Source organism: Bacillus sp. FSL K6-1000, from assembly GCF_038630785.1.
GTDB classification, from domain to species: Bacteria; Bacillota; Bacilli; order Bacillales; family Bacillaceae; genus Bacillus; species Bacillus safensis.
The window spans coordinates 3,386,585-3,401,861 of record NZ_CP152042.1 but is presented as its reverse complement, the minus strand read 5'-3'; the positions used below and the strand labels follow the sequence as shown (position 1 = coordinate 3,401,861).

General features: G+C 41.2%; 15 protein-coding genes. 10 read left to right on the top strand and 5 right to left on the bottom strand.

Features of this window, described 5'->3' with window-relative positions:
* Positions 1-23: 23 nt before the first annotated feature.
* On the bottom strand, positions 24-1,352 hold the full coding sequence (locus tag MHI46_RS17695) for an LLM class flavin-dependent oxidoreductase (RefSeq protein ID WP_059377951.1): 1,329 nt from the start codon (positions 1,350-1,352) through the stop codon (positions 24-26).
* A gap of 373 nt (positions 1,353-1,725) precedes the next feature.
* Here MHI46_RS17695 and MHI46_RS17690 point away from each other — a divergent pair, with 373 nt between their 5' ends.
* A complete protein-coding gene (locus MHI46_RS17690) occupies positions 1,726-2,538 on the top strand; it encodes a zinc-dependent metalloprotease (RefSeq protein ID WP_058838532.1) in 813 nt (270 codons plus the stop codon).
* Between the two features lie 50 nt (positions 2,539-2,588).
* Here MHI46_RS17690 and MHI46_RS17685 read toward each other — a convergent pair whose 3' ends face one another.
* Positions 2,589-2,774, bottom strand: coding sequence for a 2-hydroxymuconate tautomerase (locus tag MHI46_RS17685; RefSeq protein WP_064498886.1), 186 nt, complete (start codon positions 2,772-2,774; stop codon positions 2,589-2,591).
* Between the two features lie 107 nt (positions 2,775-2,881).
* Between MHI46_RS17685 and MHI46_RS17680 the strand changes: the two genes are divergently transcribed.
* Together MHI46_RS17680 and MHI46_RS17675 are read left to right on the top strand one after the other, a co-directional pair.
* The gene (locus tag MHI46_RS17680; protein ID WP_058838533.1) at positions 2,882-3,544 is read left to right on the top strand and encodes a site-2 protease family protein; all 663 of its coding nucleotides are present in this window, start codon (positions 2,882-2,884) and stop codon (positions 3,542-3,544) included.
* 12 nt (positions 3,545-3,556) lie between these two features.
* Positions 3,557-4,075, top strand: coding sequence for a YwhD family protein (locus MHI46_RS17675; protein ID WP_039182196.1), 519 nt, complete (start codon positions 3,557-3,559; stop codon positions 4,073-4,075).
* Positions 4,076-4,200: 125 nt separating this feature from the next.
* Here MHI46_RS17675 and MHI46_RS17670 read toward each other — a convergent pair whose 3' ends face one another.
* Positions 4,201-6,270, bottom strand: coding sequence for a transglycosylase domain-containing protein (locus MHI46_RS17670; protein WP_260774966.1), 2,070 nt, complete (start codon positions 6,268-6,270; stop codon positions 4,201-4,203).
* A gap of 224 nt (positions 6,271-6,494) precedes the next feature.
* Here MHI46_RS17670 and speE point away from each other — a divergent pair, with 224 nt between their 5' ends.
* The 6 genes from speE to MHI46_RS17640 all read left to right on the top strand — a co-directional run bounded on the left by speE (position 6,495) and on the right by MHI46_RS17640 (position 11,757).
* Entirely contained in the window at positions 6,495-7,325 is an 831-nt protein-coding gene (gene speE, locus MHI46_RS17665; protein ID WP_003214614.1) for a spermidine synthase, read from the top strand.
* A gap of 69 nt (positions 7,326-7,394) precedes the next feature.
* The gene (speB, locus tag MHI46_RS17660; protein ID WP_260774965.1) at positions 7,395-8,267 is read left to right on the top strand and encodes an agmatinase; all 873 of its coding nucleotides are present in this window, start codon (positions 7,395-7,397) and stop codon (positions 8,265-8,267) included.
* A gap of 77 nt (positions 8,268-8,344) precedes the next feature.
* Entirely contained in the window at positions 8,345-8,692 is a 348-nt protein-coding gene (locus tag MHI46_RS17655) for a hypothetical protein (RefSeq protein ID WP_099663757.1), read from the top strand.
* Between the two features lie 124 nt (positions 8,693-8,816).
* A complete protein-coding gene (locus MHI46_RS17650; protein WP_260774964.1) occupies positions 8,817-9,239 on the top strand; it encodes a DUF1934 family protein in 423 nt (140 codons plus the stop codon).
* Positions 9,236-10,909 carry an arginine--tRNA ligase gene (gene argS, locus MHI46_RS17645; protein ID WP_058838538.1) on the top strand — a complete coding sequence of 558 codons (1,674 nt, stop codon included), beginning with the start codon at positions 9,236-9,238 and terminating at the stop codon, positions 10,907-10,909. The genes MHI46_RS17650 and argS overlap by 4 nt, the downstream gene beginning before the upstream one ends.
* A gap of 260 nt (positions 10,910-11,169) precedes the next feature.
* Positions 11,170-11,757, top strand: coding sequence for a hypothetical protein (locus MHI46_RS17640; protein WP_058838539.1), 588 nt, complete (start codon positions 11,170-11,172; stop codon positions 11,755-11,757).
* A gap of 30 nt (positions 11,758-11,787) precedes the next feature.
* On the opposite strand, the gene MHI46_RS17635 is transcribed toward MHI46_RS17640, so the two are convergent.
* Both MHI46_RS17635 and MHI46_RS17630 read right to left on the bottom strand, forming a co-directional pair.
* Positions 11,788-12,120: a hypothetical protein gene (locus MHI46_RS17635; RefSeq protein WP_058838540.1), complete on the bottom strand. Its 333-nt coding sequence runs from the start codon at positions 12,118-12,120 to the stop codon at positions 11,788-11,790.
* 500 nt (positions 12,121-12,620) lie between these two features.
* Positions 12,621-13,592, bottom strand: coding sequence for a S66 peptidase family protein (locus MHI46_RS17630; protein WP_260774963.1), 972 nt, complete (start codon positions 13,590-13,592; stop codon positions 12,621-12,623).
* Positions 13,593-13,744: 152 nt separating this feature from the next.
* On the opposite strand from MHI46_RS17630, the gene cls reads away from it, so the two are divergent.
* A complete protein-coding gene (cls, locus tag MHI46_RS17625; protein ID WP_260774962.1) occupies positions 13,745-15,247 on the top strand; it encodes a cardiolipin synthase in 1,503 nt (500 codons plus the stop codon).
* Positions 15,248-15,277: the final 30 nt, after the last annotated feature.

Here is a 15,277-nt window from a genome sequence, read left to right as displayed (position 1 = left end):
TTATGCTAGCCCCTCTTTCAAGTTTATTTCACTGTTTGTTTCAAAAACTGATTCTTCTTAATGGGCAGACCCAAGTTTTCGCGAAGGGTATGAGCTGGATAATTTGGGTCGTAATATCCTCTTTCGACTAATATCGGAATGACGTGCTCCGTCCATTCGGATAAACCACTAGCTAAAATCGGAGCGCCAAAAATAAATCCATCTGCGGCATCCTCTTCGATCCATTGAATTAATTTGTCAGCTACTTGTTCATAAGTGCCGAAAAAGGCACTTTTAGGCGTGGTCACTTGTAAAGCGACTTCTCTTAAGGTCAGGTTTTGTTCTTTGGCCATTTTCTTAATGGAATCTGTTGTGGATTGGAAGCTGTTTGACCCAGCGTCACCTATATCCGGAAAAGGTCCATCAAGCGGGAATTGACTGAAGTCCAAGTGGTCAAAGAATCGGCCCAGATAATGCAGAGCTTCTTCAATAGAGACTAGATGTTTAATGGCTTCATATTTTTCTTCTGCTTCTTCGACTGTTTTCCCTGTAATCGGGTGGATGCCAGGGAATATTTTAATATCAGATGGTTTTCGACCAAACGCCTCGGCTCTATTTTTCACGTCGCGGTAATAGGCTTTTGCCTTTTCGAGTGAATCGGCATTTGTAAATACAGCGTCTGCTTCTTTTGCGGCTAGATCTTTTCCAGCCTCTGAAGCGCCTGCCTGGAAAATCACGGGCTGCCCTTGTTCAGAGCGTTCAATATTTAAAGGACCTTTGACAGAAAAGTGTTTTCCATGATGGTTTAAAGTGTGCAATTTATCTCGATCGAAGAAAACCCCCGTTGAACGATCCCTTACAAAAGCATCTTCTTCCCATGAGCTCCAAAGCCCGTTCACTACATGTAAGTACTCTTCTGCAATTTCATATCGAAGTGAGTGGCTTGGGTGCGAACGGATGATGTGATTTTCAGCAGAGCCCTCTAATGGGGAAGTCACAACATTCCAGCCTGCCCGGCCTTTACTTAATTTGTCCAAGGAAGCAAATTGTCTGGCAATGGTAAAGGGCTCACTGTATGAAGTGGATACAGTACCCACAAGTCCAATCTGTTTGGTGACTGTGGCAAGCGCAGATAAGATGGTTAATGGTTCAAATCGATTCAAGAAATGAGGAATTGAATGTTCGTGGATATATAAACCATCTGCAACAAAAACAAAACGGAAACCCGCTGATTCTGCCTTTTTTGTCATCGCTTGATAATAATCAATGTTAACACTTGCATCTGCTGGAACCGATTCATCCTTCCATGCATTCATGTGACCCCCTGGGCCATGTAACATTAATCCAAATTGTATGTGCTTTTTTCCAGTCATGCCGATCATCCCTTCTGTTTGAGGTAGCAATGTTTTATGTCCTTCATCATAAGGCAGAACCGCAGAGAAGTATAATTGGTATCAGTAAAGTGTGACTTTATCTTTTCTAATATCATTTTTTGTTTCTTTTAGATGTGTCGTTAGGTCCATGATATGATTTCTTGAAAAACATGGATGTTTACTAAGTAAATGACCCAGACCAAAAGCGCTATTTTTCGATGAAATGTGTGTCAAAATATCTGAAAAATTAGTGAAAATGACGTAATTCGACTTTTTTCCTGTGCATCTAATTCCCTGTTTTTGACTGAAGAGAAGGAAAATGGTGAATTTTCAGTGAATATATAACTTTGTGAAAAACAAAGGAGGGATAGGAATGAAAAAGCGTTCAGTCTTTTTGTCATTTTTATTGGTAGGTAGTTTGTTACCGGGAGTAAGTTCAGCTTCAGCACCAGTAGCGAGTGCTGGTCATGGTCATGATCATGGTCATGCGCCGTTCGAAACCCATATTGGTGAGGGGTTGCCAAAAGCAAACAGTTTTAAAGATTTGACGGCAGCACCTCCAATTGAACGAGATGTAACAACAAAGGTATTAGATGAGTCTGGTAAGCAGGTAGGCTCGAGAACCTTTAAGGCCAATACAGGAGATTCAATTTCAACAAAAGCAAGTACAGGCAGTCAGAAGGTCACTGTCTATGCGGTTGCTGATGCGCAGTATCGTGCGAAATATAGTGACTGGCAAACACGGATTGTCAACATCATCGAGCAAGCAGATGTCACGTTTAACCGTGATCATGATGTGGACTTTGTCGTACAAGCAGTAGGATCTTGGACTTCTTCGGGATCAAATTCATCACAAATTCTTTCCAACCTTGCGCGCAGCTTTGATGGCAGAGGATACGACTTTGTCACTGGATTTACAGCAAATCCAAACTTTGATGCTGGCGGAATCGCTTATGTCTACAATAGTGCACCAAGCGGAAGTGCATTCGCCGTGAACCTTGACCAAGGAACAGCGAATACAGCAAAAGCGGCTACACACGAATACGGCCATAACTTTGGCTTACCGCATGACCCTCAAGGAAGCGGCATTGTCTGCTTAATGAATTATGATTATTCCTACACAGTTGACTACTTTGATGCGGCTCATAAAAATCAAGTGAACCGTAATAAAGCTTGGTACAGATAAGAAAGAAGACAAAAGGACAAACCCCTTATGGGTTTGTCCTTTTTATATGCTTACAGGTCGCTCATTCGCTTTCCTGCTACGGCATAGTGTTCTTTTTTCATTTCTTCAATAATAACAGAGACTTTTTCTGCACCTGCGCCTGTTGTTTCAACAACAGCATCAGTGATTTTCTCCACAAGCGCTCTTTTTTGCTCGTCTGTTCTTCCTTCAAGCATTTGTACGGTGACAATCGGCATGGCGGAAACCTCCTTTTTCCTTTAATGCTACGCTTCCCTTTAGTTTAAGGGACTTCTTATAGTATACTGAATGAAGTAAATCATTGTATAGAAAGAAAGAGGGATTCATGCCTTTGAACCAATTTCTTGTTTATCCATTAGAACTTATTCCATATGTCGCCATTACGCTTGTTGTTGCATTTACGATGCACGAGCTGGCACATGCATATGTTGCGTACCGTTTCGGAGACCCGACGGCTAAGAATCAAGGGAGACTGACGTTAAATCCACTGAAGCATCTCGATATTTTCGGGACGATTTTGATCTTTGTGGCCGGGTTTGGCTGGGCGAGACCTGTACCAGTGAATCGTTACCATTTTAAAAAACCGCGTTTAGCAGGGATTTGTGTCTCTATTGCTGGACCATTAAGTAACTTAGTGCTGGCGTTTTTGGGCTTTCTTGTGTATGTGCTTCTTCAGAAGTTTGGCGGGGAATGGATCATGCGTTTTGAGCCGGGAGTCGATTATTTCTTCCAGATCTTTATTAACTTAAACGTCATCTTGTTCCTATTTAACTTATTGCCGCTTCCGCCGCTTGATGGATATCGTATCATTGAGGACGTCGTCAGTCCTAGTATTCGTGCGAAAATGACGCAATTTGAACAATATGGGATCATTATTTTTCTCATATTCGTGATCACACCGCTGGGTCAGTTTGTGTTTGGTCCATTGATCGGAATGCGGGATCAAATCATATACTGGTTTAATCTTATTTTGAAGCCGCTGCTTTAGGAGGTTTAATGAATGGAAGGTAAAAAGAAGAAACCAATTGGTTTTAACATCATTAAAAAAACAGATGCAACCGACGGACATGGAGGCTTTGGGGCAGGTGCACTCAGCCTTGATAATATCTCGCCAGTCATCATTGATGTAGAGGAAAAGGAAGCTGTCATTGATATTGGTGCCATGCATGCAAGAAGTGCCGTCGAAAAAGGAATTAAATTTTTGAAAACAAAAGAAGAGGTACCGAACGGAAAGCCTTATTGGCTCGTATGGGTGACGATTGACCGCAGAGAAGAAGGGCCTTATTATGCAGGTGTGACGGCTTGTGAAATGACCGTTGACCGTTCGATTCGCCGCGGGTATAAGTCACTTCCAGAGCATGTGAATTTAATGGATAAATCGATGAAGCGAAAAATCGTCGTGAGTCATATGGATGACGTATCCAAAAAGGTGCTGGCTGATTTCTTAAAGGGTCATAATGAAGCACTATGGGACGCATCGACAGATGAATTAAAAGAAGGATTGGCTGTCCCTGAATAATTGTGAAATTTTTGTGAAGAATGGCGGATCACTACCAAATCCATCCGTTTTTTGAGTAAACTGGTGTTAAAGCTAGGACATGGAGAATCCCGAGATGCAGATCTCGGGGTTTTTCATGTCTTTTTTTAACGTTTCAGCCACTTTTCCCACCATTTCTTTGGCTTTTGATCTTGAACTGGTTCCTGCTCAGAGGCTTTGTCCTCAGCACCATAGCAGACACCTGTCGGCTCTGTTCCTTCTATAAAATAGGTGAATACCTTTGATTCACATCCTGGTCCTGCGAGATCGCCAGTTTTTGGATTGATATATATCCCTTTGACACCGTCAGGCGGCATGAAGGAGGAGGCTGGCTGCTTCGAGAGGGCTGATTCCATAAAGGAAGCCCATATTTTTTTCGCATAGGCCGTTTCTTCGACTGAGTCAATGGTGCGGCCTTTATCATAGCCAGTCCATACACCTGTGACGAGCTGGGGAGAGAAGCCGATCATCCAGCTGTCGGCTCCTGTTGTCCCGGATTTTCCTCCGTATGTTCGTGTAAGGTCCTTTATTATGGTGCGGCCAGTGACACTCGTATAGCCGTTTAATTGATTGTTGAACATTCCTGACATCATATCGGTGGTGACAAAGGCTGCTTTTTCATCGAGGATTTGTTCTCGTTTTTGTTTCTCTTCAAAAAGCACATTGCCTTTTGCGTCGGTTACTTTCGTAATAAAGGTTGGTTTGACGCGTTTTCCGCCATTGACGAGCATGGCGTAAGCGTTGGTCATTTCAATGGGTTTCACAGGAGACGTGCCTAGAGCAAGAGATGGTACTTGATCTAGTTTCTCCTTGATTCCAAATGTCTTGCCAGCACGTACAAGCTGCTCCATTCCTAAAAATAGATGGGTCTTTACAGCGTAAATATTATCAGACAGCGCTAAAGCTTGTAGCATTGTAATGCCGTCATTGGCGTAATAGCCGTGATAATTGCTTGGTGAATAAGCCGCACCGCTGCCTTGATCATCCAGTTCAAACACCGTTTCCTCACTGCGCATGACGGTTGCGGGTGTAAACCCGTTTTGCAAGGCAATGTAATAAAGAAGGGGTTTCATGGTTGAACCGGGCTGCCTTTTTGCTTGTGTCACCCGGTTGAATGGACTTTTCTCATAATCTCTCCCACCTATGAGGGCAAGTACATGGCCTGTTTGAGGATGGATGGCGGCAAAGCCAATTTGGATATCTGATTTGGAATCCATCGTGTTTTTTAACGTCTTTTCTGCGATTTTCTGTAATTTTGGATTAAGGGTCGTTTGGATATGAAGTCCATAGGTTTCGATCTGTTCCTCTGTTAACCCCAAGCTTTGTTTCAACTCTCGAATCACATCGTCATAAAAATATGGGGCTTGCTTTGCTTGCAGCTGCTTCTTCTGCAAAGGGCGATAGGACAGCTTTTCTTTCGCAGCGTCATCGGCTGCTTTTTTCGTAATCATGCCATCCTCTTGCATTTGTCTCAAAATCATATTCTTTCTTGCGCCGGCTTTCTCCTCATTCACATAAGGGGAATAGAGAGAAGGCCCCTTTGGGATACCGGCAAGAAGGGCAGATTCAGCGAGGGTTAAGTTCTTTGCTTTTTTTCCGAAATACAGACGTGACGCTGCTTCCACACCGTACGCTCCGTGACCATAATAAATGGTGTTCAAGTATCCTTCTAAAATCTCATCTTTTGTATAGTTTTGCTCTAAACGAATCGTGTAAAAGGCTTCATTCCACTTCCGCTTCCACGTTTTATCATGATCTAAATACAGATTTCGTGCATACTGCTGGGTGATCGTGCTGGCACCTTGTACCTTAGCCATGGCACGAATATCGGCCACCGCAGCACCTGCCATCCGTTTCACATCAAAGCCATGATGCTCATAAAAGGTTTTATCTTCAACAGCCACAACAGCCTGTCTCATATGAGGAGACATATTCTTTAATGGCACCCAATATCTCTTTTCTCCAAAACTGGATTCTCCAAGCTTTGACCCATCAGCTGCATAAATGGTCGTGGATTGGGGAACTTGAACAGAAGGGGCACCTTGCCATTTAGCTATTAATAGAATCGTCAAAAAGACAGTGCCTGCAAATAGAAAAGCGAGCAAGCCGATAAAAAAACAGGCTCGAATCGTTTTCACGGTCATGCGGATTTTTTTATTACTCATGATTGTGTCCATGCAAAGCCCCCATTTTGACGGTTTTTTATCAGTATGGAACAAAGAAAACCGTTTTAAACAAGCGATTGCAGGAGCACCTCAAAAAATGAAGAGAACTCATGCGGTTCTTTACAATTTGATATGAATCCACTATACTTTTTTCTTGGACAATCGATATAGTCAAAGCCGATAAAAGGCGCTAACAATAGATGTTTGTTTATTATTGGATGAGAGGAAGATGAACAATGAGCGAACTTTGGTATACAGAGAAGCAAACGAAGAATTTTGGTATTACATTGAAGGTGAACAAAACCCTTCACACAGAACAAACAGACTTTCAGCATTTAGAAATGGTGGAAACAGAAGAGTTTGGCAATATGCTGTTTTTAGACGGCATGGTGATGACATCTGAGAAAGATGAGTTTGTATACCACGAAATGGTGGCTCATGTTCCTCTTTTCACTCATCCAAACCCGGAAAATGTTCTTGTCGTAGGCGGAGGAGACGGCGGTGTCATTCGTGAAATCCTCAAACACCCTAGTGTGAAAAAAGCGACACTTGTTGATATTGACGGAAAGGTCATCGAATACTCGAAAAAATTCCTTCCTTCTATTGCTGGGAAATTAGACGATCCTCGTGTAGATGTCAAAGTCGGAGACGGTTTTATGCACATTGCTGAAGCTGACAACGAGTATGATGTGATCATGGTGGACTCAACTGAGCCGGTTGGACCAGCTGTGAACCTATTCTCTAAAGGATTTTACGCAGGAATCTCAAAGGCACTCAAAGAAGACGGTATTTTCGTTGCACAAACGGACAACCCTTGGTTCACACCTGAGCTGATTACAAATGTACAGCGTGATGTAAAAGAAATTTTTCCAATTACGAAGCTTTACACAGCGAATATTCCAACGTATCCAAGCGGTCTTTGGACATTCACCATCGGTTCTAAAAAATATGATCCACTTGCTGTAGAAGACAGCCGTTTCTTTGATATTGATACGAAATATTACACAAAAGAATTGCACAAAGCGGCATTCGTTCTGCCGAAATTTGTGAGCGACTTAATCAAATAAATCAAGCGAAATGGAAATGCGCAAATGACGGTTTGCGCATTTTTTGAAGCGTAAAAGGAGGAATCTTGCATGAGATTCGACGAGGCTTATTCAGGAAAAGTGTTTATTGGAAGTCATCCGACATGGGAAGATGCAAAGGTCATTTTATACGGCATGCCGATGGACTGGACAGTTAGCTACCGCCCAGGTTCACGTTTCGGTCCGAACCGCATTCGTGAAGTATCGATTGGTTTAGAGGAATACAGCCCTTATTTAGATCGTGAGCTGCACGAGGTGCCATTCTTCGATGCGGGTGACATCCCACTTCCTTTTGGGAATGCACAAAAGAGCTTAGATTTAATTGAAGAGTATGTCGACAGTATTTTAGAAAAAGGAAAGTTTCCATTAGGAATGGGCGGCGAGCATCTCGTGTCTTGGCCGGTTTTCCGTGCGATGTATAAGAAATACCCTGATTTGGCCATCATCCATATGGACGCACATACAGATCTTCGTGAGGAATATGAGGGTGAGCCGCTTTCACATTCAACACCGATTCGTAAAGTTGCAGGACTGATTGGACCTGAAAATGTATTTTCTTTCGGCATCCGTTCTGGGATGAAAGAAGAATTTGAATGGGCAAAAGAAGCGGGTATGCACATTTCTAAATTTGAAGTGCTGGAGCCATTGAAGCAAGTATTGCCAAAGCTAAAAGGGCGTTCAGTATATGTGACGATCGATATTGATGTACTTGACCCAGCTCATGCACCTGGTACAGGAACGGTAGATGCTGGCGGTATTACATCAAAAGAGCTGCTTGCATCCATTCATGCGATTGCAGGATCTGACGTCCAAGTAGTCGGGGCAGACCTAGTCGAGGTAGCACCTGTATATGATCATTCTGACCAAACAGCGAATACAGCGAGTAAGCTTTTACGCGAAATGCTGCTTGGATTTGTGAAATAATTAGTTGATAGAGGAGCTTGTCATCTCATGTGGACAAGCTCTTTTTTTACATTGATCAAACTTAAAGGAGGCAGCTCATGTTTTCTTCAATATTGATGGTGTCCCTCGCTTTATGCGTATTAGCGGCAGGCTTTCTCACACTGAAACGAGAGCTCGCAGCTGATCCGCCTGTTTTTGCTTCTAAAAAGGAAGCAAAGGAGGAGTTAGTTGGTTTATTTCAGGATCGGGGCTTTTTCTATCTGACGGCCATAGCGTTATTCATGCAGGTGGTATTTAAGAAGAATCAAATCGCACCAATTGATTTTTTTCAGGCATTTTTGGCAAGTTCAGGCATACAGGCTCTTTTTTATTTACTGAAAAGAAAAGACTTAGGCGTAAAGGCTGGACTTGTCGTATTGGTCAGTTGCATTTTTCTTTTTTTCTAAAGGGATGGCTGAAGATGAAAAACGAAGTTTAATCACCGTGAAGAAGAGAAATGATGGTATGATAGGCGATCATGAATATGGTATACTATTTTAGTTAAACGGGTCTTAGCAAAGGAAGTGCAAAATGACACAAAACCAAATTTCAATTCATGTAAAGTCAGTGATGAAACCAGAGACGGAGCCGGCTGAAACGATCGAATTCCGCACGACTGGAACGTATCAAGAGAAGAATGACAAAACGTATCTCACTTACCATGAAGAACATGAAATGGGTCAAGTAAAAACCGTTGTGAAAATGAGTGGAAAAGAAATTTTTGTCATGAGATCAGGAGCTATTCAAATGAAGCAGCGCTTTCTCATTGGAGAAACGACCGTCACACATTACACGATGCCATTCGGTACACTTCAGTTAGATGTGCACACACATGGCATTGATCTCGATGTGGACAAGGGACTGCTGCACATTACGTACGATATGCTGACAGGAGAAGATCAAAAGCATTTACATACATTATCGATTTCGTATAAGGAGGATTTACGTTCATGAATATCGCAGAACAGGTCAAAGATGCGTTAAAAGAAGAAATCATTGCGGCAGTCGTCAAAGCAGGACTTGCCGATGAAAGCCAGGTGCCAGATGTCCTTTTAGAAGTGCCGAAAGACAAAACTCACGGTGATTACTCTACCAACATGGCGATGCAGCTTGCCCGCATTGCGAAAAAAGCACCTCGTCAAATCGCAGAAGACATCGTCAATGCGTTTGATAAAGGTAAAGCTTCCATTGAAAAACTGGATATCGCAGGTCCAGGATTCATTAACTTTTATATGAACAATCAGTATTTAACAAAGCTGATTCCAGCTGTCCTTGAAGCAAAAGAAGCGTATGGCGAAACGAATACAGGCGGCGGTCAAAAGGTGCAAGTCGAATTCGTCTCAGCCAACCCAACAGGTGACCTTCACCTTGGACATGCCCGCGGAGCAGCTGTAGGAGATTCCCTTTGCAATATCCTTGATAAAGCAGGGTTCGATGTGAGTCGTGAATACTATATCAACGATGCAGGGAATCAAATTAATAACCTCGCTTTATCTGTCGAAGCACGTTATTTTGAGGCACTCGGTCTTGAAAAAGAAATGCCTGAAGACGGCTACAGAGGGGAAGACATCAAAGGCATCGGACAAAAGCTTGCGGATGAATTTGGTGACCGTTTCGTTCATGAACCAGAAGAAGAGCGGATGAAGTTCTTCCGTGAATACGGATTGAAATACGAATTAGAGAAATTACGTGTAGACCTTGAGAATTTCCGTGTGCCATTTGATGTATGGTATTCAGAAACCTCTTTATATGAAAACGGAAAAATCGAACCAGCGCTGGAAACACTTCGTGAAAAAGGCTATGTCTTTGAAGAAGACGGCGCAACATGGCTGCGTTCGACTGATTTTGGCGATGACAAGGACCGTGTGCTGATTAAAAAAGACGGCAGCTTCACTTACCTGCTTCCAGACATCGCATATCATAAAGACAAATTGGACAGAGGCTTTGACCAGCTCATTAACATTTGGGGAGCGGACCATCACGGCTATATCCCTCGAATGAAAGCGGCGATCCAAGCACTTGGATATCCAGCTGGCAAGCTTGAAGTAGAAATCATCCAGCTTGTGCATCTTTATAAAAACGGTGAAAAAATGAAGATGAGTAAGCGTACAGGAAAAGCTGTCACAATGCGTGATCTCATTGAAGAAGTCGGCTTAGATGCGACTCGTTATTTCTTTGCGATGAGAAGTGCGGCGACACATATGGACTTTGACCTAGACCTAGCCATTTCTACGTCTAACGAAAACCCTGTGTACTATGCACAATATGCGCATGCGAGAATTTGCAGCATGCTGCGTCAAGGAGAAGAAAAAGGCTACGAACCAAACCTTGAAAAAGCCGATTTCTCTCACATTCAATCGGAAAAAGAATACGATCTTCTGAAAATCATTGGCAGCTTCCCAGAAGTTGTAGCAGAAGCAGCTGAAAAACGTATTCCGCACCGCGTGACGAACTATATTTACGACCTTGCATCAGCCCTTCACAGCTTCTACAATGCCGAGAAGGTCATCGATGTAGAAAACGAAACAAAAACAACAGCACGTCTTTCACTCATGAAAGCAACACAAATCACGCTCGCTAATGCATTAAAACTAATTGGTGTATCGGCTCCGGAAAAGATGTAAGAACACGCAAAAACCCACTCGGAACAGGAGTGGGTTTTTGATGTGAACGAAGGTTTTTGCAGGTTTAAATAATTTATAAGATTATAGATCTTGTTATAATTACGCTTTTTAGTAAATTCATTATCTTAAAAATAACATTTCATTTATAAGTAATTTTTTCAAATATATAATTTTTATGTAATTTTAAGGTTATAAAACTTCTTTTTACATATTTTGTGTGGTAAATTTGTATTGTAGAAATGAAAAAGGGGAGTTTAATAATGAAGAAAATACTTTTTTTATGTGCAGTTTATTTTGGTCTATGTTGTATAGCATTACCTATTTTCACTAGCGAGGTAAGAGCAAACAACAATGTCTTAGGTACAAATGACCTTGATGTTAAGAAAGAAAATATAGTTAAACAAATTAAAACGTATGATGGAAAAGGTAACGAAATTTTTCCGTATTCTATTGATGAATTAAAATCAATGCTTACTTTAGAAGAGGAATTAATGAATGAACCTAGGTTATCAACCCTTTATAAGGTATACAAAACAGGTGCATTTAGCTTCAGTTATAATGTTTGGATAGGAAAAGGGAATATTGGGCAAGCATTTAAAAATCCTAGAACTTTGTTGATTACTCCTCAAGGTGTCGCTAAGAAAATGACAATTTCTGTTGCTCTTGATAAAAATGGGACGGTTGGAAGCCGGGTGAAAAAGGTTACGTTACCAGGAGGTTGGTCAGGTGAAATGCATTATAATATGACAGATCTTAAACGTGGAAAAAAATATCGTTTTCAGCTTGTAAATGGGAAAAGTGATGAAAAGACAATAAAAATGAAGAATGCTAGCATTTGGTATGATTAATAGAAAAGCAGACCATTAAAAATGGTCTGCTTACTTATATTTATCGTATTCAGCTTTAATTTCACTTTTATTTCTTTGAAAAATCTCAATTTCATAAATCTCTAATGCTTGTTTAGGAAGTTTTCTTTCTAAAATTGATTGCAAAGCTACCTTATCTTTTGAAGCATCGATACCTATAGAGATCGTGGGTTCTGTTTTAACAATTTGATAATTAAAAAAACCATGCTCTTTCCATAGTTCGTCTAATACTTGTGTCACTTGTTCATCTAATTCCTCCTCAGAAAGAGCTAAAGCATTTGAAGTGGAATTTAATCCAAAAATACAAAGAGAAATAAGAAACAAACCAATCAAACGTTTTTTCATTATAACTCCTTTCGTTTAAAAAAATTTATATATCCTATAATAGATTATAACATCAAATTGGGCTTATTTATATATTTTTCCAAAAAATTATAACTGTAAAAGAATTGTTTTTTGATTTGAAGAGTTTTCAGTACTTATAAAAAACCCGCTATCCTCAAGAGACAGCGGGTTTTTAAAATTATCCAAGCGTATTAATAATGTTAGAAATAGAATCAAATAATTGGCTAAGTACATCAGAGAACATAGAGTGTGCCTCCCTTCGTTAAGCATGTAGTATGTGTGGGTCAAATGGAATTATCCAAGTGTGTTGATAATGTTTGAGATAGAATCGAATAATTGACTAAGTACATCAGAAAACATATTTTTGCCTCCTCTCTTTTCTTTTTACATCTACTTAACGAAGGGAATGAAGGGTTGGATCACTTTTTCTAAAAAAATTTTAAAAAAAGATGGTGGCATAGAAAAAAGCACCGCCTATTCGGGTGCTTTTTTGCCTTTAGTTATGAATGAATGCGTAGCTTTATGTCTCCATTTGTACACGCTAGCTGAATGTTTCCGCCAATTGGGAAGGTGAAGATGGGCTGTGTATGTCCGATATCGACATCGTAAATCACTGGGATGTGTTTGAGCATTGGGTGCTTATCTAGAATGAATCTCAAATGTTCCTCTGTCATCTTGGATTTCTTCTGAAAGCGTCCGATGATCAATCCTTTGATTGATTGTGCATGCTGCAAAAGGGAGGTAAGGTCTCTGGCGAACATTTCAGGGAATACCAGCTCATCATCCTCGACAAATAAGATCGCATCCTTTACATTCGGCATAAACGATGTCCCTTGCAGTAAGTTCAGTGTACAAAGGTTTCCGCCATACAAGGTACCTTCAGCTGTTCCTTCCTGATAAATCCCCCATGTTGTCGGATGAAACTGCCTGTTCGCTTGATCGAGATACCAAGCATCATCACTCCATTTTGTCGAAGGAATCACATCAAACGGTTCGCCGCCGTTCATCAAGCAAGCTTGAAGCATGGCAGTCTGCTCCTCCTGCCCCTGCTCCATGTAAAAACTGGAAAAATGGGGGCCGGAATATGTCACCATATCACATTTCGCTGTAATGGCGTTTGCAAGTGCAGTGATGTCACTATAGCCGCAGAGGACTTTAGGATGCTGACGGATCAAGTCGTAATCAATATAAGGCAAAAGTTCATTGCAGTTGAAGCCTCCGATGGCTGTCAAAATCCCATCGACATCATGATCTCTGAACGCCTCATGCAGATCAGACAAGCGGTGTTCAATAGACGATGAGGAATGAAGGTCATATTCAAACACGTGCTGTCCCAAAGAGACAGTGAAGCCTAAAGCCTCTAAACGTTTTTTCGCTTGAGCAATTCCTTCTTCTGATAAAATGCTGGCACTTCGGCTTGGGGCAATAACACGTATATGGCTCCCTTTTTTAAGAGGTGAGGGGGTATGCATAAACAGATCTTCCTTTCCATCACATATTTCTCTATTATATCGGATCAAATAGCGAAAGTCTGTAAAGGCTAGGAGAAAGGAATGGGTCGTGCGTTTCATACAAGCTGTGCAAAGGGTATGGAAGAGAAAAAGACAGAATGAGGGCGGAGAATGTGAAAAAGAGAAGACTGGAATTTTTATTTTTATATTTTATGATATTTGGGGCATATGTGGTGTATTGGTGGACTGTGCCGGCGTGGAGCGTTCAGCTGTACGCAGCGATTTATATCGCCATTATTTTATTTAGTATCGTCTCACTCATGCTGGAGAATCGTACATCACAGCACACGTTATTATGGATATATGTGCTGATTTTTTTCCCGATCATTGGCTATATGTTCTATCTGTTCTCAGGACAGCTCTATGTAAAAGGTCATTTATTCAAATCAAAGAGAATGTATAACCGTGAAAAATTAAGAAGAATATCTGAGCTTGAGAGCAAGCCGGATGAATCACGTTTAACCGATAATCAGCGTGGTTTTTTTCAATACACAGAAAAAGCTACAGGTATGCATGTGAATACAAATAGTGATATGGACATTTTAAAGAATGGAGAGGAGACGTTTCCCCGAATTTTTGAAGAGTTAAAAAAAGCAAAATCATTCATTCATATTGAATATTACATGTTTAAATCTGATTTCCTCGGCCACCGGATGATGGAGATTTTGATTGAAAAAGTGAAAGAAGGGGTAGAGGTCCGCTTCATATATGATGCGGCGGGCAGCATTCGTTTCTCACGAAAAGATATTAAACGCTTGAAGCAGGCAGGGGTTAAGGTCGCTCCTTTTCTACCTTTAAAATATGGATTCTTTAATCAAAAATTCAATTTCCGAAATCACCGAAAAATCGTCATTATTGATGGAGAAACAGGATTTGTCGGCGGATTAAATGTTGGCAAGGAATACGTAGGACGGGATGAAAAGATCGGCTTTTGGCGTGATACGCATGCCATGTTAAAGGGTGAGGCTGTTCAGACCCTTCACTCCGTTTTTATGCTCGACTGGGAATACGTATCAGATGAAGTATTAATTGATGATCCGAAGTATCATACGCCGCATCCTGTGACAGGAGAGGATGTCATTCAGGTTGTACCAACTGGACCTGATATGAAAGAAAGTATGAGTGATTTATATGATGCTCTCATTTCTAATGCGAAACAATTTGTCTGGATTGCCACACCTTACTTTGTACCAAACGAATCGATTCGCACTGCGCTCAAAATCGCTGCCACAAGAGGGGTGGATGTGCGGGTGATGGTACCGGAGATCAATGACGGATTTCTCACGCAATATGCCACACGATCCTATTTTTCTGAGCTTCTAAAAGAGGGCATCAAGGTGTATCACTATCAAAAAGGGTTCATGCATCAAAAGGTGATGATCGCAGATGGAGAGCTCGCCTCTGTTGGCACCGCAAATGTTGATATGAGAAGCTTTCAGCTTAATTTTGAGGTCAATGTCTTTACAGCTGCGAAAAAGCCAATTGAGCAATTGATGGCCCACTATGAGGAAGATATGAAGGAATGTGAGCAAATGGGTCCTGTTCATTTTTATAAAAGAGGCTTAAAAGAGCGGTTGAAGGAATCATTTGCTCGATTGTTTTCTGGCGTATTATGAGGATTTCCAGTCAAAGAAATCATTTCCTGA

Bases quoted from the DNA above. Each gene is read 5' to 3' on its own strand.
- MHI46_RS17695 (WP_059377951.1), bottom strand. From the start codon at position 1,352: ATGACTGGAAAAAAGCACATACAATTTGGATTAATGTTACATGGCCCA.
- MHI46_RS17690 (WP_058838532.1), top strand. From the start codon at position 1,726: ATGAAAAAGCGTTCAGTCTTTTTGTCATTTTTATTGGTAGGTAGTTTG.
- MHI46_RS17685 (WP_064498886.1), bottom strand. From the start codon at position 2,774: ATGCCGATTGTCACCGTACAAATGCTTGAAGGAAGAACAGACGAGCAA.
- MHI46_RS17680 (WP_058838533.1), top strand. From the start codon at position 2,882: ATGCCTTTGAACCAATTTCTTGTTTATCCATTAGAACTTATTCCATAT.
- MHI46_RS17675 (WP_039182196.1), top strand. From the start codon at position 3,557: ATGGAAGGTAAAAAGAAGAAACCAATTGGTTTTAACATCATTAAAAAA.
- MHI46_RS17670 (WP_260774966.1), bottom strand. From the start codon at position 6,270: ATGGACACAATCATGAGTAATAAAAAAATCCGCATGACCGTGAAAACG.
- speE (WP_003214614.1), top strand. From the start codon at position 6,495: ATGAGCGAACTTTGGTATACAGAGAAGCAAACGAAGAATTTTGGTATT.
- speB (WP_260774965.1), top strand. From the start codon at position 7,395: ATGAGATTCGACGAGGCTTATTCAGGAAAAGTGTTTATTGGAAGTCAT.
- MHI46_RS17655 (WP_099663757.1), top strand. From the start codon at position 8,345: ATGTTTTCTTCAATATTGATGGTGTCCCTCGCTTTATGCGTATTAGCG.
- MHI46_RS17650 (WP_260774964.1), top strand. From the start codon at position 8,817: ATGACACAAAACCAAATTTCAATTCATGTAAAGTCAGTGATGAAACCA.
- argS (WP_058838538.1), top strand. From the start codon at position 9,236: ATGAATATCGCAGAACAGGTCAAAGATGCGTTAAAAGAAGAAATCATT.
- MHI46_RS17640 (WP_058838539.1), top strand. From the start codon at position 11,170: ATGAAGAAAATACTTTTTTTATGTGCAGTTTATTTTGGTCTATGTTGT.
- MHI46_RS17635 (WP_058838540.1), bottom strand. From the start codon at position 12,120: ATGAAAAAACGTTTGATTGGTTTGTTTCTTATTTCTCTTTGTATTTTT.
- MHI46_RS17630 (WP_260774963.1), bottom strand. From the start codon at position 13,592: ATGCATACCCCCTCACCTCTTAAAAAAGGGAGCCATATACGTGTTATT.